This window comes from Methylocucumis oryzae (assembly GCF_000963695.1).
GTDB lineage: Bacteria > Pseudomonadota > Gammaproteobacteria > Methylococcales > Methylomonadaceae > Methylovulum > Methylovulum oryzae.
Map to the genome: position 1 here is coordinate 1 of NZ_LAJX01000084.1, position 23,797 is coordinate 23,797.

25 protein-coding genes, 1 pseudogene and 1 CRISPR repeat array are annotated in these 23,797 nt (G+C 43.6%); of the genes and pseudogenes, 10 read left to right on the top strand and 16 right to left on the bottom strand.

All coding sequences use genetic code 11. From position 1 onward, the window contains the following. The first annotated feature begins 55 nt into the window (after positions 1–55). Positions 56–606: a CRISPR direct-repeat array (repeat unit 32 nt; unit sequence GTTTCAATCCACGCGCCTGCGTGAGGCGCGAC). A 182-nt stretch (positions 607–788) separates the two neighbouring features. From cas2 to argJ, 13 genes are all read right to left on the bottom strand, one after another. After that, positions 789–1,079 carry a CRISPR-associated endonuclease Cas2 gene (gene cas2 / locus VZ94_RS08625; RefSeq protein WP_045778931.1) on the bottom strand — a complete coding sequence of 97 codons (291 nt, stop codon included), beginning with the start codon at positions 1,077–1,079 and terminating at the stop codon, positions 789–791. A 13-nt stretch (positions 1,080–1,092) separates the two neighbouring features. Further along, entirely contained in the window at positions 1,093–2,121 is a 1,029-nt protein-coding gene (gene cas1c / locus VZ94_RS08630; RefSeq protein ID WP_045778919.1) for a type I-C CRISPR-associated endonuclease Cas1c, read from the bottom strand. Next, a complete protein-coding gene (gene cas4 / locus VZ94_RS08635; protein WP_045778920.1) occupies positions 2,121–2,747 on the bottom strand; it encodes a CRISPR-associated protein Cas4 in 627 nt (208 codons plus the stop codon). Before cas4 ends, cas1c begins: the two co-directional genes overlap by 1 nt. Before the next feature lie 19 nt (positions 2,748–2,766). Then, positions 2,767–3,522: a hypothetical protein gene (locus VZ94_RS08640; protein ID WP_045778921.1), complete on the bottom strand. Its 756-nt coding sequence runs from the start codon at positions 3,520–3,522 to the stop codon at positions 2,767–2,769. A gap of 185 nt (positions 3,523–3,707) precedes the next feature. Further along, on the bottom strand, positions 3,708–4,517 hold the full coding sequence (cas7c, locus tag VZ94_RS08645) for a type I-C CRISPR-associated protein Cas7/Csd2 (RefSeq protein WP_239649775.1): 810 nt from the start codon (positions 4,515–4,517) through the stop codon (positions 3,708–3,710). A gap of 36 nt (positions 4,518–4,553) precedes the next feature. Next, a complete protein-coding gene (locus tag VZ94_RS28575; protein ID WP_239649776.1) occupies positions 4,554–4,751 on the bottom strand; it encodes a type I-C CRISPR-associated protein Cas8c/Csd1 in 198 nt (65 codons plus the stop codon). After that, positions 4,717–5,985, bottom strand: a complete 1,269-nt coding sequence (gene cas8c / locus VZ94_RS08650; protein WP_338040313.1) for a type I-C CRISPR-associated protein Cas8c/Csd1 — start codon at positions 5,983–5,985, stop codon at positions 4,717–4,719. The genes VZ94_RS28575 and cas8c overlap by 35 nt, the downstream gene beginning before the upstream one ends. Then, positions 5,912–6,565, bottom strand: coding sequence for a type I-C CRISPR-associated protein Cas8c/Csd1 (locus VZ94_RS30515; protein WP_275575183.1), 654 nt, complete (start codon positions 6,563–6,565; stop codon positions 5,912–5,914). Before VZ94_RS30515 ends, cas8c begins: the two co-directional genes overlap by 74 nt. Continuing rightward, positions 6,562–7,269 (bottom strand): type I-C CRISPR-associated protein Cas5c, encoded by a 708-nt coding sequence (cas5c, locus tag VZ94_RS08655; RefSeq protein WP_045778922.1) that lies wholly within the window; start codon positions 7,267–7,269, stop codon positions 6,562–6,564. The genes VZ94_RS30515 and cas5c overlap by 4 nt, the downstream gene beginning before the upstream one ends. Before the next feature lie 20 nt (positions 7,270–7,289). Next, positions 7,290–7,415: a hypothetical protein gene (locus VZ94_RS30520; protein ID WP_275575184.1), complete on the bottom strand. Its 126-nt coding sequence runs from the start codon at positions 7,413–7,415 to the stop codon at positions 7,290–7,292. After that, positions 7,393–8,292 (bottom strand): helicase-related protein, encoded by a 900-nt coding sequence (locus VZ94_RS28580; RefSeq protein ID WP_239649777.1) that lies wholly within the window; start codon positions 8,290–8,292, stop codon positions 7,393–7,395. Before VZ94_RS28580 ends, VZ94_RS30520 begins: the two co-directional genes overlap by 23 nt. A 13-nt stretch (positions 8,293–8,305) precedes the next feature. Next, positions 8,306–9,754 (bottom strand): CRISPR-associated endonuclease Cas3'', encoded by a 1,449-nt coding sequence (locus VZ94_RS28585; protein WP_239649778.1) that lies wholly within the window; start codon positions 9,752–9,754, stop codon positions 8,306–8,308. Between the two features lie 423 nt (positions 9,755–10,177). Continuing rightward, a complete protein-coding gene (gene argJ / locus VZ94_RS08665; protein ID WP_045778923.1) occupies positions 10,178–11,392 on the bottom strand; it encodes a bifunctional glutamate N-acetyltransferase/amino-acid acetyltransferase ArgJ in 1,215 nt (404 codons plus the stop codon). A 572-nt stretch (positions 11,393–11,964) separates the two neighbouring features. Here argJ and VZ94_RS22635 point away from each other — a divergent pair. The 4 genes from VZ94_RS22635 (at position 11,965) to VZ94_RS08685 (ending at position 16,734) form a co-directional block, all read left to right on the top strand. After that, positions 11,965–12,522 carry an AAA family ATPase gene (locus tag VZ94_RS22635; RefSeq protein WP_052700365.1) on the top strand — a complete coding sequence of 186 codons (558 nt, stop codon included), beginning with the start codon at positions 11,965–11,967 and terminating at the stop codon, positions 12,520–12,522. A gap of 316 nt (positions 12,523–12,838) precedes the next feature. Then, complete coding sequence (locus VZ94_RS08670) at positions 12,839–15,319, top strand: SbcC/MukB-like Walker B domain-containing protein (RefSeq protein ID WP_052700366.1); 2,481 nt, start codon at positions 12,839–12,841, stop codon at positions 15,317–15,319. Between the two features lie 525 nt (positions 15,320–15,844). Further along, on the top strand, positions 15,845–16,279 hold the full coding sequence (locus VZ94_RS08680) for a hypothetical protein (protein ID WP_045778925.1): 435 nt from the start codon (positions 15,845–15,847) through the stop codon (positions 16,277–16,279). Between the two features lie 179 nt (positions 16,280–16,458). After that, positions 16,459–16,734: a hypothetical protein gene (locus tag VZ94_RS08685; protein ID WP_045778926.1), complete on the top strand. Its 276-nt coding sequence runs from the start codon at positions 16,459–16,461 to the stop codon at positions 16,732–16,734. 79 nt (positions 16,735–16,813) lie between these two features. Here VZ94_RS08685 and galU read toward each other — a convergent pair. The 3 genes and pseudogenes from galU to mobB all read right to left on the bottom strand — a co-directional run bounded on the left by galU (position 16,814) and on the right by mobB (position 19,586). Beyond that, positions 16,814–17,699, bottom strand: a pseudogene (galU, locus tag VZ94_RS08690) (UTP--glucose-1-phosphate uridylyltransferase GalU). A 120-nt stretch (positions 17,700–17,819) separates the two neighbouring features. Further along, positions 17,820–19,058, bottom strand: a complete 1,239-nt coding sequence (gene moeA, locus VZ94_RS08695) for a molybdopterin molybdotransferase MoeA (RefSeq protein WP_045778927.1) — start codon at positions 19,056–19,058, stop codon at positions 17,820–17,822. A 3-nt stretch (positions 19,059–19,061) separates the two neighbouring features. Then, positions 19,062–19,586: a molybdopterin-guanine dinucleotide biosynthesis protein B gene (mobB, locus tag VZ94_RS08700; RefSeq protein ID WP_045778928.1), complete on the bottom strand. Its 525-nt coding sequence runs from the start codon at positions 19,584–19,586 to the stop codon at positions 19,062–19,064. Between the two features lie 100 nt (positions 19,587–19,686). Between mobB and VZ94_RS08705 the strand changes: the two genes are divergently transcribed. The 6 genes from VZ94_RS08705 (at position 19,687) to VZ94_RS22645 (ending at position 23,765) form a co-directional block, all read left to right on the top strand. Further along, complete coding sequence (locus tag VZ94_RS08705) at positions 19,687–20,181, top strand: DnaJ domain-containing protein (RefSeq protein ID WP_052700367.1); 495 nt, start codon at positions 19,687–19,689, stop codon at positions 20,179–20,181. Continuing rightward, positions 20,178–20,573 carry a LysM peptidoglycan-binding domain-containing protein gene (locus tag VZ94_RS08710; RefSeq protein WP_045778929.1) on the top strand — a complete coding sequence of 132 codons (396 nt, stop codon included), beginning with the start codon at positions 20,178–20,180 and terminating at the stop codon, positions 20,571–20,573. The genes VZ94_RS08705 and VZ94_RS08710 overlap by 4 nt, the downstream gene beginning before the upstream one ends. A 25-nt stretch (positions 20,574–20,598) precedes the next feature. Beyond that, positions 20,599–21,033 (top strand): murein hydrolase activator EnvC family protein, encoded by a 435-nt coding sequence (locus tag VZ94_RS08715; RefSeq protein WP_157844887.1) that lies wholly within the window; start codon positions 20,599–20,601, stop codon positions 21,031–21,033. Between the two features lie 35 nt (positions 21,034–21,068). Continuing rightward, positions 21,069–22,046, top strand: coding sequence for an RNA polymerase sigma factor RpoS (gene rpoS, locus VZ94_RS08720; RefSeq protein WP_045778930.1), 978 nt, complete (start codon positions 21,069–21,071; stop codon positions 22,044–22,046). A 293-nt stretch (positions 22,047–22,339) separates the two neighbouring features. Next, entirely contained in the window at positions 22,340–23,263 is a 924-nt protein-coding gene (locus VZ94_RS22640) for a hypothetical protein (protein WP_082081498.1), read from the top strand. After that, complete coding sequence (locus tag VZ94_RS22645; protein WP_052700370.1) at positions 23,211–23,765, top strand: hypothetical protein; 555 nt, start codon at positions 23,211–23,213, stop codon at positions 23,763–23,765. The genes VZ94_RS22640 and VZ94_RS22645 overlap by 53 nt, the downstream gene beginning before the upstream one ends. Positions 23,766–23,797: the final 32 nt, after the last annotated feature.

The window sequence follows — 23,797 nt, forward strand, 5'->3', positions numbered from 1 at the left end:
GCGCCTGCGTGAGGCGCGACCCAAACAACTCGACAAAGGCATAGATATATGCGCCGTTTCAATCCACGCGCCTGCGTGAGGCGCGACGTCAACGAAGCAGGTATTGGGTTTGGCGAAGGTGTTTCAATCCACGCGCCTGCGTGAGGCGCGACGTAATTGACGCGTGGTCTATGTGCCACTCGCTATGTTTCAATCCACGCGCCTGCGTGAGGCGCGACCAATTATTGGCTTGGAAATATTTTTAACTACTGGTTTCAATCCACGCGCCTGCGTGAGGCGCGACATTCCACTTAATGCTATTCCTAGATGCTGGTTCGTTTCAATCCACGCGCCTGCGTGAGGCGCGACTACTGCTTTTTCTACCTCTAGCTCACCCGATAGTTTCAATCCACGCGCCTGCGTGAGGCGCGACACACCAGAGGCTATAGAAGAGACATTGGAAACGTTTTCAATCCAACGCGCCTGCGTGAGGCGCGACAAGATACCAGGCGTTATCTCATCAAAATAAACGTTTCAATCCACGCGCCTGCGTGAGGCGCGACTTTTGTTTTTATGCATTTATTTTACGCATAAAGTTTCAATCCACGCGCCTGCGTGAGGCGCGACCGCATTTGCCCAAGCCAATGAATAACAAAAGAAAATGCCTTTTATTACGCGAATGCCTTAAAACAATTGCTGGCAACATTTTAATCTACTTTCAAAACGAATAAAAATATTTAAAAATCAATAGGTTTTAAAAATGCGAACATAAGGCATTATTGATGCTCGCTTAAGGTTCGCAACACGAATTACATCAGCAATAAGCCGTTTAAATCTAATGGTTTTTTAGCGCCGATATGTTCAACACGTCGCTCCCAATTATTGCCCAAATAATAAAAGCGTAAGCTGTCCTCAGTTTCATCGATAATTTTGATTAATGCATCTTTCAACCTTGTCCACTGCGCCATATCCACTTCAATTTCAAACACAGAATATTGCACTCGCTGACCATACACTTGGCATTGTTTAGCAATACGGCGTAAACGCTTAGGCCCGGTCTCCGATTTAAAACTCACATCATAGGTCACTAAAATCAACATAAATACCTCTGCATTATTTCCATAAAAACGGCACATAACTATCGGTGTCACCGCGTAAAAATCTCGCTAAAATCTGCGCTTGCAACCACGGTAACAATCCAACGGGTACATTTTCATCAAACCAACGGTGTAGTAGCGTATCTTGTTTACGGTCTTGCCAAGCCGTTAATAACGTCTTACGCGCAGCCTCCTTTAACGCCATCGCACCGCTAGGCAATGACTCAAAATCTTTTACCGTTAACTGCTTTTTATTAATTAGCGATAACACAAATCTATCAATCATAGGTCGGAATTCTTCAGCTAAATCCAACGCTAGCGAAGGCCTACCACTACGCAGTTGATGTAAGAAACCACTCGCCGGGTCAAGCCCTGTTGTCTCTAATGCCGAGCGACAATCGTGAGTTAACAATGTGTAGCAAAACGACAATAAAGCATTAACAGGACCGGTGGGCGGCCTGCGCCGTCTGGCGTCGAAGCTGAAGTCAGGTTGACGGATAAGTTGCTCAAACACACCGAAATAGACTTGCGCAGCTTCGCCTTCGCGCCCCATCAGCGTGTCAATCGTATGGCAATCAGCAAGCTGTTCCAAACAACGTGTTAGGCGTTTTTCAGCGGTTTCTAAATCTTTTAAGCCGTTGTCGGTTTTGTCGCCGTAATCGCGCAGATAACGCCTAAGTACATAACGCTGGTTATAGAGCTTGCCGGTAAGCATTAAACGAGCAATAGCAACGCTTTTGGCGGTATCGTGTCCAGTCAGGTGTTGGGTGCGGCGTAGCAAGACGTTGCCGCTAACGGGGCCTTCAACACGGGCGAGAAATTTGCCGTACATATTGAGATAAGTGATGGTGATGCCATTTTCCGCGCAATGCGCCATCAAATACGGGGAAATAGTAACTTGTCCGAAGCAGACCAAGCCTTGCAGTTTGTGGATGGGAACACGCGCTTTGGTTTCATCGCCGACTTTCATAACCAGATTGTCGTTATCTTTGTGTATCCAAGCATTTTGGGTTTGGATGTAAATCACGTTGCGTAGCGGGCGCATCAATCCTCCGCGAGTTGCTTTGCCAGCCATTGGGCGGCGGATTTGGTGAAATTTTGCGGATGGCACAGTTCAAGCAACGAACAGCCCCGGCATTTTTTGGCTTGGTAAACGGCTTTGGGCGTGGTTTGGCTATCGACGATGGCTCTGCACGCTAAGATGGTTGTTAGCGTGAGTTCGCGCAATTCGGTATCGAAAATAACCGGATGGCGACGGCGCACTTCACCGTAAAACAACGCACCTTCGGGAACAGTGATTTTATGCATAGCTTCCAAACACAAGGCTTGAGCACATAGCTGCACTTCGTCGGCGCGGTGGGTTTTGGGCTTGCCGCGTTTGTATTCAATCGGGAATGGCACTTCCGAGCCGTCCGGTTGTTTATGGTATTCGACCACATCGGCTATGCCTTCAACACCTAACTCTTCGTGGGCAAGCCGTAACGCCCAAACTGTGCGAACAGCGCCGCGTTTTTGTTGGTCGGGCTGGTTAACCCGCTGATGCAACACCTGACCTTCGGCAGTGAATTGATTTTCTTGCCAAATGGCTTCCAGCTCAATCAGCCCGAATTGGCGTGAGCAGAAGAGATAGTGTTGTAGGCTTGAGAGGTAGATGGGTTCTAGTGGCTGCATGGTCGTTGTCGATTACATTTTATAAATCTGCAACCTGTTTTTGCAGTGCGATAATTTCTTGTTTGATAAATAATAAACGTTGATAGATAGCGATTAAATCGTCCAAGCGCATACTGTCAAAATGTTGTGATACAAAATAACGGTATTTATCCTCGGCTAATTTTTCTAATATCACAAAATGCCACATTGCACCGATAATATAAGCCCCTTTAATGTGTCGCCACTGATTTAATTCCACCGCGCTAATGAGTTCTGCCACCAATTGTGGTCTAGGATTTCCGAATTCTTCTTGGCGTTTAAATTCTTGAATAAAAAAATACGGTGTTTTACTTTTAATTAAACCAGACGCTACGACAAAGTCCGTTGTCCCTGTAAAAATAAAACGTGCCGTTTCGTAACGTAGCGGCAATTCATAAAAATCCCGGATGTTATTTTCAAACGATTTAAAATGCACTTTATTTAATATAGGCACTAAAAAATTTACTTTTAAATCCTCTTCGCTGTAACTGTCTATTAACGGTTCGTTTTCCTCAATTAAATTGTTAAAAAACGCCTGTGTAGTCTCATCAATAGGCGTTGTGTAAGCAAACCATTGTTTAAACGCCGATTTGTCTAAACTTCTGTCAATATCCAGCACACTTTCTAAATCACTGTCCCTGATTTTGCTGTACTGAAAAATGGGCTTTTTATCGAAACTTTCATTTTTTATTTGCTGAATTTCTTGTTTTAAGGCTTCAATTTCGCTTAACAGTTTTAGTTCGATTTCTTCTGTCATGTTGTAACGCCTTTAATTTAGGTAAGTTGGGTTAGTTATAGGTAAAGTTGAATAAGCATAACCCAACAAAAAAATTTAATTAAAAACCATCCATTATTTCAACTTTCAAATCTTCAAATTGCAAAACTGTTTTGTTTTCGTCAGTTAAGTTTTCTATTTGCTTTAACATGGTCTCGCCTCCATTTTTAGCTTTCTCCAACCATTCGTTTATTAACTGGGCTAATGAGCCGTGTACTTTTGCTGATGAGTGCCGTCCAGATTTGCAGTCGTGTTGCCACCAGAGCACTTTTTTTAACGGCCATTGAGCCTTCGGGTCTGGCTGAGGAGGCATCGCCTTCAAAGAGTTTGGGCAAGATGGCTTTAATCAGTTCGGCATCGTCATCGCTAAAACCTGTTTTTTCAGCTAATTGCGGTGTGATTGCGCCGTAGGTAACATAAACGGCACTGTCAACGCGGTGTTTCATGCCCATCGTGTCTGAGCCTTTTTTGCTGCCGTCGCCTTCGCCGCTGACGCTTTTGGTGATTTGTGTACTGGTGATGCTAACCGGCTCAAGGCTGAATGCAGATTGAATGGTGACGGGGCCGCGAATCGCAATAGAGACGCCGGCTGCATCAGCTTCTTTGCCGAAGGCGAACACTTGCCCGAAGGCGCGAACATCAAACCATTGCTGACAAGCCAGTTTTGCGGTGTCGTCTTTGTTGGTTTTTTTGGCATTAAACGCTTCTTTGCCCAAGCCTATCGGTTGTTCTGCATAAGCGCGATTTTGTAGGCTGGTCATGCCGTCGGTTTTTTTCTCATCGGATTGTACAAAAATGGATTGCCCTTGTTCTTGTAAGCGGTCACGGATTTTGCGTTTTAAACACACATCGGTGACTTCGCCAAAGCCTTCGTAATCAGTGCGCGGGCGATTGCCGTTTAACGGATCGCCGTTAGGATTGGCATGTTTGACGCTAAAGATGATGGCAAAATCGATTTTGTGGCTAAGTGAAGTCATTATTTATCTCCTGTTATTGAGTTTTCATCTTTAGTTTCAGATTTGTTTTGTTTGGCTTTGTAATTCGCCGCGTTTTTTTGCGGACTCTTCCCGCATCCATTGACGTTGGCAATAATAGCCCAGTAAGAATTCGCCCGACAAAGGTGCGTTGTTATTAAAATCGTCAATGGAAAAAGCTGAAATTATCGTTTCCAGCTCTTCACGCTGGTTGTTTAAAAAGCTCGTGCGCGACACTTGCAGACGCTGCATATAAGGATCTAACGCTTTGTAAATCAATAACCACGTTTTTAGCCGGATGATCCGCAAACCGTTGCATTAGACGTGCTGCATTGGTCGAGCGGTTTTCTTCTGCAGCACTTAAAGCGATTTCTTCAATGCGCTCGGCAACGGCTAATAAACGCCCGTATAAATAATCGCGAGCATGGTAATTTCTGTCTAATGCCATAGTATAGAATCTCCGTTTTTCGTGGGTGGGATAACGTGCCCAATAGCCTTTAAATAGGGCGCAAGTAATGCCTAAGTTTTTTTCCCATAGCCATTGTTCATCATTGGCGTAAGCCACACGATTGGTGGCTTTGCGCACACAACTTTGTACTAAATCGAATGGAAAAGGGTAGCCGTCCACAATGCACGGCATTAAGCGTTCAATGACTTTTTTCTTTAGATTGTCCGTGACATTTTCACCGTAAGCAGCTTTAGCGATGTCTCTGGGTATGGGGGAACTGATGGGATAAATGACTTTGGTTTTTGGTTTTTTACCTGTGTCATTGGGTATTTCTTGAGTATGGCGTTGATACCATGCAAATTCGCTATGCCAGTTTTTTAAGCGCTCAAGAAATTCATGGCTGAGTAATTCGCGGTAATACAAAATCCCCATGCGGCCGGGTGTGGCTGAATCTAAGCCCATGATGATGATTTGTTCATGCGGGTCTAATTTTGCCTCGTAGTCTTTTATGTATTGTTCAAGTCTCTCTTCATAGCTTTTAGTTGCGTCAATTTTGGCTAGCTTAAAATAGCCAGCCATATTTTTCCGTAGATTGTTTGCGTAAGCCGCGCCTAAATCTGTGCTGTAGTCCAAAGTCGTTTCAGTGGTTTTGGAGCTTTCTTCATCAGGCAGTTCGCTTAAATCCGCTTCTTCATAAATTTCTTCTCTTACGTCTGCCAACGGTTCTGGAATGTCTTTGCCTGAGACTGCCCACGAGACATAAACTTGTGGGTCTTTATCGCCACTCTTATAACCTTGCCGTGCAATAAGCCACCGTAATGCGTTATGAGCTTTTTGTGAAACCTCAAAACTAATTCCACAGGCTTGCGTTTTATCTAAAAATTTTCCACGATAGGTATAACCATTTTCATCGTTTGATGAAACCAATTTAGCACCATCACTGGAATGTCTAATAAACTTGGAATGGTTCTCGATTAAGCGTTGTGTCTGTCCTGTAATAAAACAAAATCCTTTTTTTTGTATTCACAGATTTGTCGTACGCTATCCATTTTTGGATTAAATCAAAATCATCCCATGTACCAGAGCAAGGGTTTCCATATTGCTCAACTCGCCATCTAATGAAAGCCTTTTCTGCGTTAATTTTCGATTTTAGCCCTCTTTTATTGGTAAATGTTATTGGAAACTCGATGATTTGCGTTAAGTCATGCCATAAACATTGCTTCTTTAGATAAGCATAAATCGCTAGAATTTTTGGATGACTATATTCAGAATCACACCAATTTTTAAGCTGAGTTAAATAAGCATCGCTTTTTGCTTGTTCTATATCTGGGAAATCAGAAGCACAATAACCAATTTCATCACAAAGCGGATGTGGTGCTATTTTCGCCCCTGCTCTACCTGCTGAACCTTCTGTTGCAGGAATAACAGTGAGAGATTCTTCACCAGATAACAATTTAATTTGACCGTTAATTAAATTGCCAGTGATATCAAGCGAAACTTCGATATGCGCTGTTTTAACAAAATGCGAGACATACCACGGAGTAGATGCCTCGCTTCTAATGCCATGCTCATAAGTCTGATAAAGTTTTTCCATCCAACTCATAATTCAGCCTCCTCGGTTTCGACAGCTTTTACATTCGTGTTGATACCAAATGGTTTAACCAACATGGGGCGCACGTCACGCCGTATTGTGCAGTGTTCAGGACGGGGGAATTCTAAAATGCCTTTTTTTAAAGTCGCTTGCCAAAATAGACTTTCTAAGTTTTTGCCACCTGTTTCGTCTGGATAAGCGAAACTGTGAAACATTAGGCCAAACGGTATATCAGGGGTTTCATCATAAACGCCTTCGCCTGAATCAAAATCGCATGGTTCAACGTAGCCTTGACAGTCGCGTGTGCCTAAAAAAATATCTTGTCTGCCACCTTTTGCTAAAGCCCGTTGCATCATGCTGGTATGCTTTTTTTCATTCCAATCTTGCTGTAATTCGGGGCGGTGAATGTTCCATTCAAAATGCGCTTCAACTTGGTATTCGACATCGCGTAAAAAGGTGTAAATCGCCAAGCTGTTACCGCCTGCGTTCCAAACTAACGGTTTTGTGCCTTTGGTTTGGGTGCGTAACGGTTTCATGATTCGCACTTTATCAACGTACCAGATAAGGGTTGGCTTCCAATAAATGGATTTGAGTACACCTTTGATGGCTTCGTAAGTCGGTAGGTGATAAGAACATTTCTCACCGCCGACTTTGGTGATGGGGTCGGTAAATAAAGCGTATCGGCCCCGTAATTTGAAACTAATACTGTTGTTCACAAATTTCCTCCTAAAAACGGTTACAAACTATAAAACTCTTGTTTTTCAACTACATCGACTGATAAACCAAACTCTTCACTGTAATGACTTTTAGTAAGGTAAAACACGCCTTCACCCTGAATTTCAGCAAGCGCATCTTGTTCCACTAATTTTTGCCAAACATTTGGGAAATACGTTGACGCTGTATTTTTGCGCTTTTCTCAAACAGCGATAAAACGCCTTGGCTTCAAATTCTTTTGATAGCCCACATAATTCGGTAATCAAGGCTTGCCCTTCTTCATAAGGCACGATGACAGAATAAGTCGGTGCATCTATGGCTTTAAAGGCTTGGCCTGCGGTCATGAAGGATTGCTTTAAATACAACGGTGCGCTTATGCCATTATTCAATTTATTTTCACTGAGCAGGTTCAATAAGGTGTCGGGTCTTTCTGCTATTTTCTCCGGCACGGGATAAGCCATTTGATCCGCGCGTTGATAAAAGTAGTAGTTGAAATATAAGGCGATGGCATCGGGGGCTAGCAAATCTTGTCCTGCGCGTTCCCGTAAAACGCGCTCGGCTTTGTCTTTCCCCACTTTGATGTCAATCAGTTGGTCAATGGGTTCCTCAGTGGGATTCACAACATAAACCGTGGCTTCATCTAAGGCCGCATTGCGGTTACAGCGCCCCGCCGCTTGGGCAATCGAATCTAGCCCTGCCAAAAAGCGAATCACGCTGGCAAAATCTATATCAACACCCGCTTCAATTAACTGGGTACTGAAACACAACACGGGTTGTTTATTTTTTAACCGCGCTTTGATGGTGTTGAAAATGGCAGTGCGGTGAGCTGAGCATTGATGGGTGCTAAGGTGAAATACGCTGTCTTTATTCGCTTCATTCGCGCATTGCCGATAAAGTGTTTCTGCCCAGGCTTTAGTATTGACGATAACTAAACAACTGCCTTTGTCTGCAAATTCTTTTAAGGCAAATGCGGCAATCTCTTCCATCGACCAGCCGCCCACTTTGGTTTGATTGATGACGTCCACACGCTTGAGTTTTTTAAAAAAGTTCGTTAACATCGCCAATCAGTTCATTTTTTTCAGGAATCGTCAGCTGTCCTTTTTCAGGCGATTTGAGATTGTCTAGCAGCGGTTGCGTTGCCGTGCATAATACGGCGGTGGTTTTACTGTAAGTGGTTAAAAAATTCAGGGCGTTGCAAAACAAATGTGTGCAGTTAATCGGTAAGGTTTGAATTTCATCAAAAATAAGCACACTGTTAGCCAATTGATGCAAGCGCCGCACACCGCGTGTGCCGCCGCTGAACAAGGTTTCCAAAAACTGCACCATCGTGGTCATGACGATGGGCGCGTCCCAATTTTCCGCGACTAATTTACTGTGCCAGGTTTGTTGTTCGGGTTCTAAATTGCTGTGATGTTCCAATACCCAAGGAAAGGCATCGTTTTCGTGTTCAATGGCTTTGCGTATGGCTTCGGCGTTTTGTTCGATGATGGACGTGTAGGGGATGATGTAGATGATGCGTTCTAAGTTATGCTGTTTTGCATGATGCAAGGCAAAACGTAAACTGGCGTAGGTTTTGCCACCGCCTGTGGGTACAGTTAGCGTGTAAATGCCTTGAGCGTCTTTGGCTCTTTGTTGGCAAGTGTCAGAAATATCGCGCCGTATTTCATTCAGTCGTAGCGTTTTTTCAGAGAATTGTCCGCGTTTTCGTTCGATTTCGTTTTGCTGTTCAATGATGAAAAACTCCAGCCGCTTGATAGCATCATCCCACAATACCGGCTGATTACGATGGGCTAGATTTTCTGGAGTTTCAAAATCAGCACTGTTAATACGGTCAGCATCAATTAAACAGCTGAATAAAAAACGGGTTAAAAAGCCAAAATAAAACTGCTTAATCGTTTCGCTGTGTTTCGTGTTTTTTATAATGGCATATTGTTTCCACAAGGCAGAGATGGCGGGGTTAATCAGTTGCCGCGCTTTTTCCAAAATCTCAGCATCGTCATTGTCGGCATTTTTCTGGCATTCCTGCAAATAGGTTTTTTCATCCTCTTTGGTCATGCGCCGCTCAAATTCATTGCTGCCGTCTGGTTTTAAGCAATCAATCAAGCCTTTGCCGTGATGCGAGGCAATACACAAGGCAAGCAGTTGACCTGCCAATTTCCCTTCGCCATTTTTTCCTAAGCATTTCATGTTTTGCCAAACCCACTGCGCCCCCGCCGTGGAATGGTCTATTTTGCCTTTTTGTGCTTTGGCATCGACGTAGTCACCATCATCACCATCAGGGTCTAATAATCCTGTTGCGGATTGCAAATAAATTTGAAAAGCTTGGCTGTATTTGCCGAAGTCGTGCAGCAAACCAATCAATTCACCCGCTTCAGGCGCATGGATTTTAGTTGCGAATTGTTTGCTGAGTTCGCCGACTTCTAGCAGATGGGTTGCCAGGGTTTGGATTTCATTGTTGCTGCGGACATGGGCGATAACGTTTGTCATTTTAATTTCCTTGAGCTACTCACCAACTTTCCTTGCTGGTTTGAAACCTCCCCTTTAGAGGGATAGGGTAAAAGTTGACAACGATGCCTTAGACTCGCCATCCTTTAAGGTAACCCAGTCGTTTAAGGCGGGGCAATCCACCGACCGCTATAAGCCACATGGACGTGGTGAATGCAGAAAACGCAGGAGCAGCTTTCTGTCCGTCGGCGGATGTCGCTGGCGGATGCGGTCTAGCGTGGATTGAAACATAGCATTTGTACGCAATAAAATCGGTAGCTATTATTTGCAAGCGTTCGTTGCAACCACGGCTACCGAATATTTCGCGCGCATTCTTAAATCAAAAATAAGGCCGCATAGTCTATCAGTAATTATCGCCTATTGAACAGCATTAACTAGTGCAATAAGTTTTACTAAAACAAATTCCTAAGTTCTATACTCCGCATTAATCTTCACATAATCATAAGAAAAATCGCAGGTTAGCACTTGCTGCATAGCACTACCTCGGCCTAATTTAACGGTAATGGTAATTTCACTTTGATTCATCACGCGTTGTCCGGCTGCCTCGGTGTAATCAGCAGCAACACCACCGTTTTGCACAATACAGACATCATCTAGGAAAATTTGCACATCGGTTAACACCATATTGTCTACGCCTGCTCTACCGACGGCCGCTAAGATACGTCCCCAATTAGGATCGCTAGCAAAGAAAGCCGTTTTAACTAAAGGCGAATGAGCAATGGTTTTACCCACGTTTGCTGCTTCGGCGTTATCACGCGCCTCAGCCACCACAATACGAATCAGCTTAGTCGCACCTTCACCGTCACGGATGATAAGCTCAGCCAGTTGTTTAGCAACGTCTGTTACCGCATCAGCAAACACCTGATAAGCCTCTGTACCGTCAATAATTTCTCCGGCTAAGCTAGCCCCGCTCGCCATTAAGACGCAAGCATCATTCGTAGAGGTATCGCCATCGACAGTAATTAAATTAAACGACTGTTGCGCCGCTTCGGTTAAACACGCTTGTAATAACGGTTGAGCTATCACAGCATCGGTCGCGATAAAGGCCAACATTGTTGCCATATTCGGCTGAATCATGCCCGCGCCTTTGGCAATACCGTTAATCGTCACCGGTTGGTTATTAATTAACACCGTTTTAGTGGCGCCTTTAGCAAACGTATCCGTGGTCATAATCGCTTTAGCAGCATTCGCCCAACCTGAAGACGTTAATGCGCTAAACGCGGCAGGCAATGCTGCTTTGATTTTCGCAACTGGCAAGCTCTGCCCGATAACGCCTGTAGAGAATGGCAAAACCTGTTGTGGGTCAGCACTGACTAGCTCGGCCACATCTGCGCAAGTGGTTAACGCATCTGCTAAGCCTATCTCACCAGTACCGGCATTAGCATTACCCGAATTAATCAATAACCAACGTGGTTTATGCGCTAAATGCTGTTTAGCAACAAGCACCGGCGCCGCGCAAAAGGCATTTTGCGTAAAGACCGCCGCGCAGGCTGCCGCTTCTGCCATAGCGATGACTAAAATATCATCGCGCACGGTTTGTTTAATCCCCGCATTCGCTGTGCCTAAGCTAATGCCCATAATCGCAGGCATAGCGGGAAAATCATTTTGACCAACGGCCATAGTTACTCCTATCGTTTACTTATTAGATGTTGGTTGTTATGGCTATCCACTTTAGGTGGGACACTTTTAATTTTTAGCCCGTAGAGCTAAACCGTCATTCCGGCAGGGATTGCCGGAATCCAGGAGCCATGGATGGCAAAGCTTCAAGCACATCCCTGTCTCCTGGATCTCGGCAATCCATTAATGCCAAGGATGGCATGTATTAGAGCAACGCAGGAGCAGTTGCCGAGCCGAGATGACATTGTTCTCACTTTGACTGTCCCGTCATAAGCGGGTAGCTGTTGTTATTATACGCACTAAATCAATACAGCGACGCACACGACCACCGCACAATCGTGTATCATTTAGCGTTTTCACATCCCATAAGTTCTTGCACCTGACCTTGTCATAACGCGGAAAGCGGCCAGAACTTATGGGATGTGAATCCATTCAATTAAGTTAAAAAATTCGCAGCACGCATTCGGTTAACCATAAGCTTATGAAAATACTTTCTTTACGGTTTAGAAACATTAATTTCGCTACAAGGCGACCATAAAATCGATTTTGAGAATGCGGCGTTTGCCAGCCGAGGGGTGTTTGCGATTACCGGGCCGAACGGCTCAGGTAAAACCAGTATTTTAGATGCGATGACGCTAGGCTTATACGGTGAGACGTTTAAGTTTCATCAGCCAGGCAGCCATGTCATGACTAAAAACACGTCGGAAAGCTTAGCCGAAGTGGTGTTTGCCTTAGGTGCGGAAAAATATTTATCGAGCTGGCAGGTTAAACGCGCGCATAACCGAGCCGATGGCGACGTGCAAGCGCCTGAGATGCGCTTAATGCGTTTATCCGATGGTGCCGAGCTAGCTAATACACCTGAACAAGTCTGCGACCAACTAACCGAATTAAGCGGCATGAATTTCCGCGCTTTTACGCGTTCGATTTTGCTCGCGCAAGGCGATTTTGCTGCATTTTTAAATGCCTTAGACAGTGAACGCCTGGATATTTTAGAAACGATTATGGGCCGCGATAAGTATGCCGAGTATCAACGCGAGCTTAGCCAAAAAGTCGCTCAGGCCAATGAATTAGTTGATAAAGCTAGGCAAGAATTAGACTTAATGATTCCACCCTTAGAGGCGAATAAAAATTGAAGCGTTTGAGCAGGATTTAAGCGACTTCCAGGCGCAATATCAAGAGCTAAACCTAGAGCAAAAACAACTCATTGAGCAACTCGGGCAATTTGATCAGGTTAAAACCTTAAATCGGCAATTACAGCAACAGCAACAACACCTGCAGCGCTTAACCACCGATACCGACACGCTTAAAACCGAATTAGCCGAATTACAACGCGCCGAAAGCGCGTTAGCATTTAAAGCGAGCTTAACAGAAATAGAGCAGCAAGAACGCGTCGTCCAACAAAGCCGTAACCAAGTCAATACCTTACAAGCCGAGATTAAACAGCTCACGTTGCAAATCGGTACCCATCCACCGTCCGATTTAGTGTTAACCGATAAAAGCTATGCCGAGCAACAACGTATTATCGCGGATTTAATGCAGCGTATTAGTCAATTCGGCGCGATTCGCCAATCCGAAGCTCAATTATTACAAGCGCTGACGATTCAACAAGAAGAGAAAAACGTCGTGCTAAGCGAGCTTGACGCATGGCTAAGCACACATACCGCCGATGAAACGCTACTCAGCCATTTTCCAGCGACCACAGAGCTACAAGCGTTAAGAACCGAACTGATTGAGGCCAGCGCAAAGTTAAAATCCGTCGAACGCTTCGTTAAACAAGCCGAAACCGGGCTTAAAAGCAATCAAACCGAACAAAATAAAACCGACGCGCAGCAGTCTCAGTTAACCGAACAGCTTAGCCAAGCTGAAACAGACTTGCTTAACTGTTTAGATGGTTATGAGTTATCGGCGCTAACTGAACTCAAAAGCGAGCAACAAGAACGAGTACAGCGTTTTCAAGAGCTGCTTAATCTAGCGACCACCTATACAAAACTGGCCGATCAAGGCGGTGGATTATTTTCATTATTCAAAAAAAATAATCTAGCTGTTCGCACTGTTGACGAGATTACCGCCGATATAGAAGCTACTAAAACCGAAACTGCCCGCGAAGAAAATATTAAACGCGCGCTAGAACAAGCCATCATCCGCGAAGGCTTAATGAAAAAAATGGCACCTGACCGTCAGCATTTACATTCTGGCAAACCCTGCCCTTTATGCGGTTCATTGCAACATCCTTATTTAACCCAGCCGCCGCAGCTCACCAACTCTAAGCAAGCCTTAATCGACCAGCAAGTGAAGTTAAAAACGCTGGCTAACCGCGCCGCGCGTTTGCAACAAGAGCTACGCATCACGCAGAAAACCAATGAAAACAACTCCGCAAAGCAAAATGAACTTAACCAATTAAGATCGCGTTGGCTAGGTTTATGCAATCGGTTAAATGTCGTCGAAGCAGATTTAACCATCGACAATTTAAAGTTAATGCAACAACATCTTAACGATGAAACGTTTGAACTCAACACCGTGAATGGCTTATTAAGCCGTTATCAAGCACAACAAACCGCGATAGCTAAGCTTAAAACCCGTTTGGAAAAAAATGCAGAACTTAAACAATTTCTGCAAACCACCGCCGAACGCTACGCGAACGACTATCAAAATTATTCCGAGCAACAACAAGCACTGACTAAAACCGTACAAACGCTAACCGAAGCAGAGCATGAGTTAGCGCTTAAAGTGAATGAGCAATTAGAGCAACTCGGCGAGAAAATTCCTAACAAAGGCAAAGAGGCCGCGTTTTTTGATAGACTTAATAATAGACGCCAAACGTACCAAAGCTATCTCGACAAACGCCGTTATCTACTTGACGAATTAGCCGTATTAGACGCCAAACAACAACAGTGCAAAGCAGAAATCGACCGCGCCAATCAACGCATGGACGAGCATGTCGATACTATGCATATTGAAGAGCAAATTGCTTTCCAATTGCAGCTTATTGATAAACAACAAGTCTTAGAAGAGCAGCAAACCCAGCTAGCGCAACAAACGGCTCAGTTAGCCACGTTAAACGCGCAATTAGACCAAGCCTTAAGCCAATCTGAGCTAAAACAACGCGATGAACTCAAACAACGCTTGGCCCAATTAGACAAAATCCCAACAGTGCAAAATCGTTTACAACAACGTTTGTCCGAGCTAAGCAATGCTAATAACGTACTAAGCCAAAGCCAACAAAACCTAGACGCGTTACAAACCTTATTAGCCGCAGGTCCGGCACAAGAAACGTTACAAGAAACCTTACACAGCAAGCGCGAACAAACAGAAATCGCTTTATTAGAAGTGCAACGTATCGAGAAGCTGTTAAAAGAACAACATCGCTTACGGCAACACTATGAGACGGCGCTGAGAATGTATCAACAACAACAGCAACTCGCCTCGCCTATCTTAGACCAAGCCGAGTTATTAAAACCCGAATCAGGACATGCGCTTAGACGTCACGTACAAGCGCAATTCATCGCGCAATTATTGGATAAAACCAATGCGATTTTGGAAAAAATCAGCCGACGTTATTATTTACGCCAAGCCCCTAGCGAACACGGCTTAGCCTTAGACATAGAAGACACCTATCAAAACAATAGCCGACGCCCACCTAAAAGCTTATCCGGTGGTGAAAGCTTCATCGTCAGTTTAGCGCTGGCTTTAGGCCTATCAGAACTCGCTAGTAACGGTAAATCCATAGACACATTATTCCTAGACGAAGGCTTTGGTAATTTAGACAGTGAAACCTTATACACCGTCATTTCAACCCTAGACAAACTACGTCAACAAGGCAAAAGCATAGGCATTATTTCGCATGTTGAAGCCGTGCAAAAGCGGATTAAAGCGCAATTGCAAGTGGTTAAAAAGGCTAATGGGTATGGGGAGTTGAAGAAGGCATCGTAGACTGATAAAATTAGCTAGCTAGTATTATAATACAGTTTTTAATTCATACAGCAATGCGCTATCGTTTACGCCTAACCTGCTATAACCACTGAATAATTGATTTCCCCAAACTATTGCATAAGATGCCTCATGACTTATTTCATAGAAATTTTTTCTCAGACGCCGTGAAGGAAAAAATTGTTTTATCGGCAAGTCTTTTTTATCTAATACTATTCGGTGTATTAAAAGCGTTCCCCGCTATCAACCCACTGTCAGAGTTTTTTACCTGGTTTTGTAGTTTCATGCCCATTCCAATGCTACTTTTTTATCTAAAAATGGGCGGATTTAAGCGTAACTTTGAATCAGACTGGTTTAACACTGTTATGTTGATTGTTGTCTCGCTTTGGCCTGTTTTCATGAAGCTATACATGTTAATTAATCGGTAGCTGTATGTAACATGACTTTCAGTGGGCTGCTCAGCTTGTTTAGTAATTTTCAACGTTTACCTTACCTCTCATGAACACATCTTCATAAGGCTTGAAGAAAATGAAAACAATAGGAAATATAATTACACTTTTGATTGTTGGTCTGATAATTCTTGGAATTTCTTCTAATTTTCTAATTTCAGAACAGGTGGTTAGATATTTTGTATGGGCAGGTATTATTTTTTCCATTCTAATTATTTTGCTAATCGGTAAATTGATATTATCAAATGGTTCTAGGTACAGAGAGAGGATGAAGGCTCAAGGCAAGTCACCTCTAACAGGTATAATTGCTATGATTATTTTTGTTCCCTTTATGGTCGTTTCTAGTTTTTACAAAGGTTTGCCTGTAATGTTTAATTTTATAGTTGGCAAGCCGGAAAAAATAGTCGTGACGGTTATGAAGAAACCTTCAGCTTATTACTCTAAATGGTGTTCTGGTGGTTTATATTTAAGTGAATACCGCAGTTTCACGAATAACAAAAATGTGTGGTGTTGATGAGAGTGACTGGAAAAAAATTCAGCCAGGAGATAGGCTTGAACTCATTGGCAATGGCTCTTATTTTGGATTTTCTTATAAAAGTTACCGAAAGCTAATATTGCCTTAGGTATAAGATTAGGTGACAACCTAACCCGTATGGCGCATGATTGTAAAATGATATCGGCGATAGGCAAGCAATGAAATTAAAAGCCATTGTTTTACCAATACTCACGGCATTTACTGGCTGGTTATTTGCTGGTATTTATCCTCCCGAATACCTTAATCCTAGCTTTAAACAAATGGTTTGGTTTAAAAATGATGTGGTTATCTCACCGGAACAATCAGAATTTTTCGGAAAAATAGCTCGTGGCTCGAAGTGTAAACAGATATGGGCTAAAGGTTTTTATCGCTCGTTATCGTGTACCTTCATTGTTGAGAGCGAGAGTATTACTGAATCAAAGGTGGCAAATTAATACGATGACCTTGCGCTAGCTAACTGCCAGCTATATCCGGAAATGGCGGACTGCCTATCGGCAAATCCGCCCGACAGTACTACTTCAACGTATTAACATAGCTTTTTAAATAAGCCGCAAAATCGTCTTTGAGTTCTTTATGCAATAAACCATATTCCACTGTGGCGATTAAAAAAGCCTAGTTTTGAGCCGCAATCGTAACGTTTACCTTCAAATTCAAACGCTAAAACTTGCTCATCTTTCATTAAGTCGGCTATGGCGTCGGTTAATTGAATTTCACCACCGGCGCCGCGTCCGGTGTTTTTAATTTTATCGAAAATAGCAGGCGTTAAAATATAACGACCCACCACCGCTAAATTTGATGGCGCGACCTCAGGTTTAGGTTTTTCCACGATTAAATCAATTGGCGCGTATTTGCCGGTATATTCGCCGGTTTTAACAATGCCGTAACTGCCAGTATCTTGTGGATTCACCCGTTCAACACCTAACACAGACGATTGAGTTTGTTCATACAATTCAACCATTTGCTTAATACAACCCCGACTGCCATCTTCGATTAAATCATCGGGTAAAATCACGGCAAACGGTTCGTCGCCAATAACAGGACGCGCGCAATACACGGCATGACCTAAGCCTAATGCTTCTGGCTGACGAATACAGACATACGAGACATGCGCAGGCATAATATCGCGGATAATCTTAAGTGTTTCCAGCTTGTTTCTGGCCTCTAACTCTTTTTCCATTTCATAGGCTTTATCGAAATGCTCGGTAATCGAGTTTTTAGTGCGCCCGGTGATAAACACCATTGTGTCGATACCGGCAGCAACCGCTTCTTCTACAGCATATTGCATTAATGGCTTATCAACGATAGGCAGCATTTCTTTTGGGATAGCCTTCGTGGCGGGCAAAAACCGCGTACCTAAGCCTGCGACCGGAAAAACTGCTTTGCTAATTTTTTTGCTCATGAATAGTCCTTAAAGTAAGGTAAAAAAAGAAGATATTAGAAGTAAGCGCCAACATTGGGCATTATAATTAAAACATCATAGGTATTCTTATCATTTACAGGCCACCTAACCATCGCCTAATTAAAGGTGGTTAATCATTTTCACATTTACTACGTCCCCTTCTGCCACACCCGCGCATTCTATCGGCAGCCTAATCAAACAATTGGCTTTGCTCATCGTCATTAATAAATGCGAACCTTGTGGGCCAGCCGGTATGACAGTAAATCTACCCTTATCGTCCTGGCTTAACTGACCAAATTGATATTCTTCCCGCCCTGGCGATTTTTTTAATGCTGTTAAGCTAATCGCCTCTAGCCATAGCGGCGGCTGAACAACCGCACCACTCAGCGCAACTAACGCGGGTGCTATCAACTGCTGAAAACCCACATAAACAGCACCGGGATTACCGGGTAAACCGAAAAAATAACTGCGACCAATACGTCCAAACGCGAACGGCTTACCGGGCTTCACGGCTATTTTCCAAAAGCCTATCGTGCCAATCTCTGCCAATACCGCAGTCATATAATCAGCCGCCCCCACTGAAGCACCGCCTGTAGTGATAATTACATCTATGTCGTTGGCAGCTAGGCTAAGACGCTCAGTGATTAACGCCTTATCATCTGGCAACACGCCGCCGTATTGTGCATTAACACATGCATCGCTCAGTAATGCTTGTAATAAATAACGATTGCTGTTGTAGATTTGCCCTAATTGCAGCGTTTGGCCTAGCTCAACTAACTCATCACCGCTAGAAAAATACACAACATTGACCTGGCGCAGCACATTAACAGCGCTAATACCTGATGCCGTCAATAAACTAATATGCGTCGCGGTTAATTTGGTATGGCGTGTACATAGCGTGTCATGCTCTGCAACATCTTCACCGGCTGCGCGAATGTTTTGATAGCAACGAGTCTGCGCGGGCAGTTCAATGTCTTCATCTAGGATATTCACATGCTCTTGCATCACTACCGAATCCAAACCTTCCGGCACCACGGCCCCAGTAAAGATACGAACACACGCACCGCGTGGCACATGGCCTAAAAAGGGCTTACCCGCCCATGATGTCCCGACTAAACGTAAACGCGCTACCTGCTGCTCAGGTTTGTCCTGACTGTTAAACGCATAACCATCCATAGCGGCATTACGGTAATGCGGTAACGCGAGCGGGGCTATTATATCAGCCGATAACACACGCCCTAACGCAGACGCAACAGGTAACGTTTCTGTTTCAACCAAGGCCGTTAACGAATCTTGTATGCGTGTATAAGCTTCTGCCATCGTCAATAACGGCTGTTTTTCACTACTGCAAGCATCCATGAGTTAAGTCCTGATAAAACGTTGGCAAATAAAGTGGGCAATACTATTTGGTTGATTTAAATCTAGCAGTGTTAACGACTCGGGCAGCGTTAACACCGTATCAGAAGCGACGGCAATAATCGACGCGTCATCAAGATAGCGTAACGGTTGCGCTAACACTGCACGATGTAATTCGATTTTGGGCAGCTCAGCTTGATGAAACCCTTCGATTAAAATCAAATCCAGGTCTTGCTGCTGTTCAAAAGGTTTGAGTGCTTCGGCTAGCGTAGGCTCGGCATTAAAAGGCCGTTCGGTAATAAACGCGCTACGGTATTGCGAAATTAATAACACCGGCGACGCCCCCGCCTTACGCAAGCGATAACTATCTTTGCCCGGCTTATCAATCTCAAAATCGTGATGACTGTGTTTAATTAAGCCTACACGTAAGCCTTGTTGAGTCAATAGTGGCAACAAAGTGCTTAGTAATGTTGTTTTACCAACTCCACTGGCCGCACTAAAACCTATGGTAGGAATTTTTACCTTTGACATAGTTCACACTTATTCAATGACGGTGTTTTCGAGTAAGGTATATTCTAAGGTATTATGCCTGCGTCCTCTACGCTACAAGCCTAAAGATTAGGAGTTAAGCTTGATACGCATTCTGCTGGTTGTATTAATTGCTGTAATTGCTTATGTGCTATTACATAAAACACTAAAAAAATTCGCTATCACTTGGCTTAAACCGTCTCAATTAGCGATATTAGCGTCGCTTATCGCATTGCTTGGCTTTTTAGCCAGCACCGGACATTTAAATTGGCTGTTTGCGACGATAGGTATCGCTATCGCCTATTTACTGCGTATGGCCCCTATGCTGTTGAGAATATTTTTACAGTATAAATACGCAAAACACGCGCAACAAAAACCACACGCAGACAGCTATCATGAGGATGGCGCTCATAAAGCCAAAATGACCACCACAGAGGCTTACGATATTTTAGGCTTAAAACCTGGCGCTAATGAGCAAGACATTATTAATGCGCATAGACGCTTAATGCAAAAAAACCACCCGGATCGCGGTGGCTCTGATTATCTGGCCGCCAAAATCAATTTGGCTAAACATACCTTGTTAAAAGGTCACTCATGATGCTTAAACCGCTCTCGACTAAGCATATAGCCACGATAACGTTACAACTGTTTTGTTTAAGCTTCAGTCTTACCGGTATAAGCAACCCATTACCTGCCGAAACCGCGCCTCACAGCAAAATAAAACCAACGTCCCCCGCACCAAAGTCCGTAGCACCTAAAGGCTACTATACCGTTAAGCTTGGTGATTCATTAGCTAAAGTCAGTTCAGAAACAGGCATTGCATTAAAAGATTTAATTGAGTGGAATCACTTAAACGCCACCCTACACGATTTATCTAGGCGCTCAACTAAAACTGTTTGCCAATATCAAGCAAACACCTGCCGCGTCAGAAAAGCCCAATCAGCCTATAAAAAAAACCGAACAATCTGTGACGCAGCCCGCAAAATCTAACAATAAAACCACTGCGAATAAGCCAGTGCACGCACCAATAGCAGGCCAAGAAAAAGAAAAAAAATCAACTATTTCAAATACACAGCAAAAGGTGTTAAAGTTAAGCTTTAAGTGGCCACTAACTGGTCGACTATTACGAACATTTAACGAAACCAACAAACAAGGTATTGAGATAGAGAATAAAACCCAACGGCAAAAAGTGTTAGCAGCCGCTGATGGTGCAGTGGTTTACGTTGGTAAAGAGTTAAGTGCTTTTCGCAATCTCGTTATTATTAAGCATTCGGCTGATTATTTAAGCGCTTACGCCAATACCAGCCGCTTACTGATAAAAGAAGGGCGTAAAGTAAAAACCGGAGACGTTATCGCAGAAATGGATAATGTAGCGAAAAAAAATGTGTTGCATTTTGAAATTAGAAAAAATGGGTATCCAGTAGATCCAATAAAATTATTACCTCACTAACCAATAACATTTTCTAGTAACCTGCGGGGGAAGCTATGAACGAAGACTTGTTAGACACCTTAGATGATGATGTTGCCGTCGTCGCAGATGGCGATTTTGATTTTACCGATGATGATAGCCTCACTGATGTAGAGGAAGTGAGTCTATCAATATCAGTCATCGCTAAAGACACCAGTGATTATGACTTCGACGCGACCAGAGTCTATTTAAATGAATTAGGTCGCTCAAAACTATTAACCGCAGACCAAGAAAAATATTACGGTCTCAGAGCGCAGCAAGGTGATGAAAGCGCACGTAAGATTATGATAGAAAGCAACTTGCGCTTAGTGGTAAAAATTTCCAGACGTTACATGAACCGTGGTCTACCGTTACTAGACTTAATTAACGAAGGCAACCTAGGTTTAATTCGGGCGGTAGAAAAATTTGAACCCGACAAAGGCTTTCGTTTTTCGACTTACGCAACCTGGTGGGTGAGACAATCAATAGAACGCGCAATTATGAACCAAACGCGGACAATTAGGCTACCCATTCACATCGTTAAGGAGATGAATACCTACCTAAAAGCACAACGCCATTTAGCGCAAATACTCGATCACGAACCCAATGCTGAAGATATTGCCGGTCATTTATCCAAACCCGTCAATAAAGTCGAAAAAATGCTTAAGCTCAATGAGCGCATCTCATCGGTGGACATCGCGAGTTATAAAATCCTCGATAAGCCTCTGATTGACTCCCTAAGTCAGCACGACAGCCTACCTCATGATGAAAAAATTCAAGAAGATAAAATCAAGCGCAGCATCAATGGCTGGGTTTTTGAACTGCCTGAAAAACAACGCGAAGTGATTTGCCGCCGCTATGGTTTATGTGGCTATGAAGAATCCACGCTAGAGCAAGTTGCCCAACAAATGGGCGTTACACGTGAACGCATACGGCAAATTCAAATAGAAGCGTTAAGACGTTTAAAAGACATCTTACATATTCACGGCTATTCGGTAGAAGAAGTCTTTAGTTAACTGATTGAACTCATCGTTTTGCCGGTGTTAACCGCCGGAAAAACCATGATATTCATCAACAAGAACAAATCATTCCAGCCGGGTTATCCGGTTAACTCGCTCACTGGAGTCCAAAACATGTTTTGGACTCCAACAACCCTCAGTATTTGACACCTCCCTCTGTTTTAATCCCATCCGCCGCTTATAATGCGGGCCTTACTACACGCTAATAATAAAACGCTTGTCATCGTAGATACGCACTCGTAACCTACTGCGCATTCAATCCATACACCACGGGTTCCCCCAATAAACACATGATTGACCACAAATCTAATTCTATTTATCGCCTTGTCTTGTGTTGTCTTGTGTGGCTATTACTCAATGCTGCTCACAGCGCGATAGCCGCACCCTCGCATAGCTTTAGTCCTGAGCAATCAAAAGAATCGTTAAAAGCTAAAATAGACGCAACTAACAGCCGCCAAGGTCTTGCCGACACTGAAAAAGCCAACATATTAAAATACTATCAATCAGCACTGGATAATTTAACCAGCATTGATACGTTTAAAGCCCAAGCGCTTGATTTTAAACAAACCGCTAAAGAAGCACCGGATAAAACTAAAAAAATTCAGCAACAACTAGCGGTCACAGAAACTAAAGCTGAGAAATTAAAACCAGACGAGCTATCCGGCATTAGCGATGCTGAATTAGTACAACGCTTAATCAGCGAAAAAGAAAAATTAACCGGAATTAATGAAGAATTAATCAAAGTAGATAACGAACTCACGTTACAACAAGCCCGCCCACAACAGATTCGTAATGAAACTGTTGCCGCTCAACAAGAGCTAGAGGCTACGCAACAAAAATTGGAATCGTCCCATGCTACGTCTAGCACGAAATTAGAAGCGGAAGCTGAGCAAATTTATTTACGCACACAACTAGACGCACGTGCCCAAGAGCTAAAAAAACTAGAAATAGAAGCGTTAAGCAACCCCGCGCAAATTGAGCTACTTAAGGCGCAACAAGCTTTGCTAAGCCGTAAGAAAAACCAATTAACTCCTATTATCGCGCTTATCGAAACCCGCTTAACCGACAAAAAACAAACTGAAGCGCAAAAAACCGAAGACGAGCTAAGTCATACGGAGCAAGCCCTAGCAGGCAAACCCGCCATTATCCAAACAGTTACGCGTGACAATATTCAATACAGCCGCGAATTACAAAACGTTAACGAAAAAAATTGATAGTTTTACTCAGCAAAAAACCAAGTTGGAAGCCCAATTAGCTGAGATTGATAGCGACTTTAAAAATGCTGAAAAGAAAATATCGCTAGCCGGACTAAGCCCAGCACTCGGTAAAATCTTACGCGAACAACGGCGTAACTTGCTTAGCTATGTTCAGCTCACCTTAGAAACAGAAGCCATACAAGAAGAATCGGCGCTATCCAGTTTAGCGCAGTTTAAAGTCGAGGATAGACTAAAAGCCTTAACCGATGTCGATGGCGAAATCAATCGCTTATTAGCTAGCCGTAATTACGATCAGACGCCGCCAGAACAATATAAGCAACTTGAAGCAGAACTACGTGAATTATTAACGACCCAAAAAGAGTTACTGAATAAATTAAATCTCGCTGATACCTCGTATTTACGCACGTTAGCTGATTTCGACTTTGCCCGTCAGCAACTCAATACACTGGCCAACAAATTCTTAGTGTATTTAGATCAGCGTTTATTTATGGGTGCGTAGCTCTGCACCGATAGACCTACATTTTATTGGTG

What these genes read in the sequence shown, in the direction of transcription:
- cas2 (WP_045778931.1), bottom strand. Translation starts at nt 1,079, where the DNA reads ATGTTGATTTTAGTGACCTATGATGTGAGTTTTAAATCGGAGACCGGG.
- cas1c (WP_045778919.1), bottom strand. Translation starts at nt 2,121, where the DNA reads ATGCGCCCGCTACGCAACGTGATTTACATCCAAACCCAAAATGCTTGG.
- cas4 (WP_045778920.1), bottom strand. Translation starts at nt 2,747, where the DNA reads ATGCAGCCACTAGAACCCATCTACCTCTCAAGCCTACAACACTATCTC.
- VZ94_RS08640 (WP_045778921.1), bottom strand. Translation starts at nt 3,522, where the DNA reads ATGACAGAAGAAATCGAACTAAAACTGTTAAGCGAAATTGAAGCCTTA.
- cas7c (WP_239649775.1), bottom strand. Translation starts at nt 4,517, where the DNA reads ATGACTTCACTTAGCCACAAAATCGATTTTGCCATCATCTTTAGCGTC.
- VZ94_RS30515 (WP_275575183.1), bottom strand. Translation starts at nt 6,565, where the DNA reads ATGAGTTGGATGGAAAAACTTTATCAGACTTATGAGCATGGCATTAGA.
- VZ94_RS28585 (WP_239649778.1), bottom strand. Translation starts at nt 9,754, where the DNA reads ATGACAAACGTTATCGCCCATGTCCGCAGCAACAATGAAATCCAAACC.
- argJ (WP_045778923.1), bottom strand. Translation starts at nt 11,392, where the DNA reads ATGGCCGTTGGTCAAAATGATTTTCCCGCTATGCCTGCGATTATGGGC.
- VZ94_RS08680 (WP_045778925.1), top strand. Translation starts at nt 15,845, where the DNA reads ATGAAAACAATAGGAAATATAATTACACTTTTGATTGTTGGTCTGATA.
- VZ94_RS08685 (WP_045778926.1), top strand. Translation starts at nt 16,459, where the DNA reads ATGAAATTAAAAGCCATTGTTTTACCAATACTCACGGCATTTACTGGC.
- moeA (WP_045778927.1), bottom strand. Translation starts at nt 19,058, where the DNA reads ATGGATGCTTGCAGTAGTGAAAAACAGCCGTTATTGACGATGGCAGAA.
- mobB (WP_045778928.1), bottom strand. Translation starts at nt 19,586, where the DNA reads ATGTCAAAGGTAAAAATTCCTACCATAGGTTTTAGTGCGGCCAGTGGA.
- VZ94_RS08710 (WP_045778929.1), top strand. Translation starts at nt 20,178, where the DNA reads ATGATGCTTAAACCGCTCTCGACTAAGCATATAGCCACGATAACGTTA.
- rpoS (WP_045778930.1), top strand. Translation starts at nt 21,069, where the DNA reads ATGAACGAAGACTTGTTAGACACCTTAGATGATGATGTTGCCGTCGTC.
- VZ94_RS22640 (WP_082081498.1), top strand. Translation starts at nt 22,340, where the DNA reads ATGATTGACCACAAATCTAATTCTATTTATCGCCTTGTCTTGTGTTGT.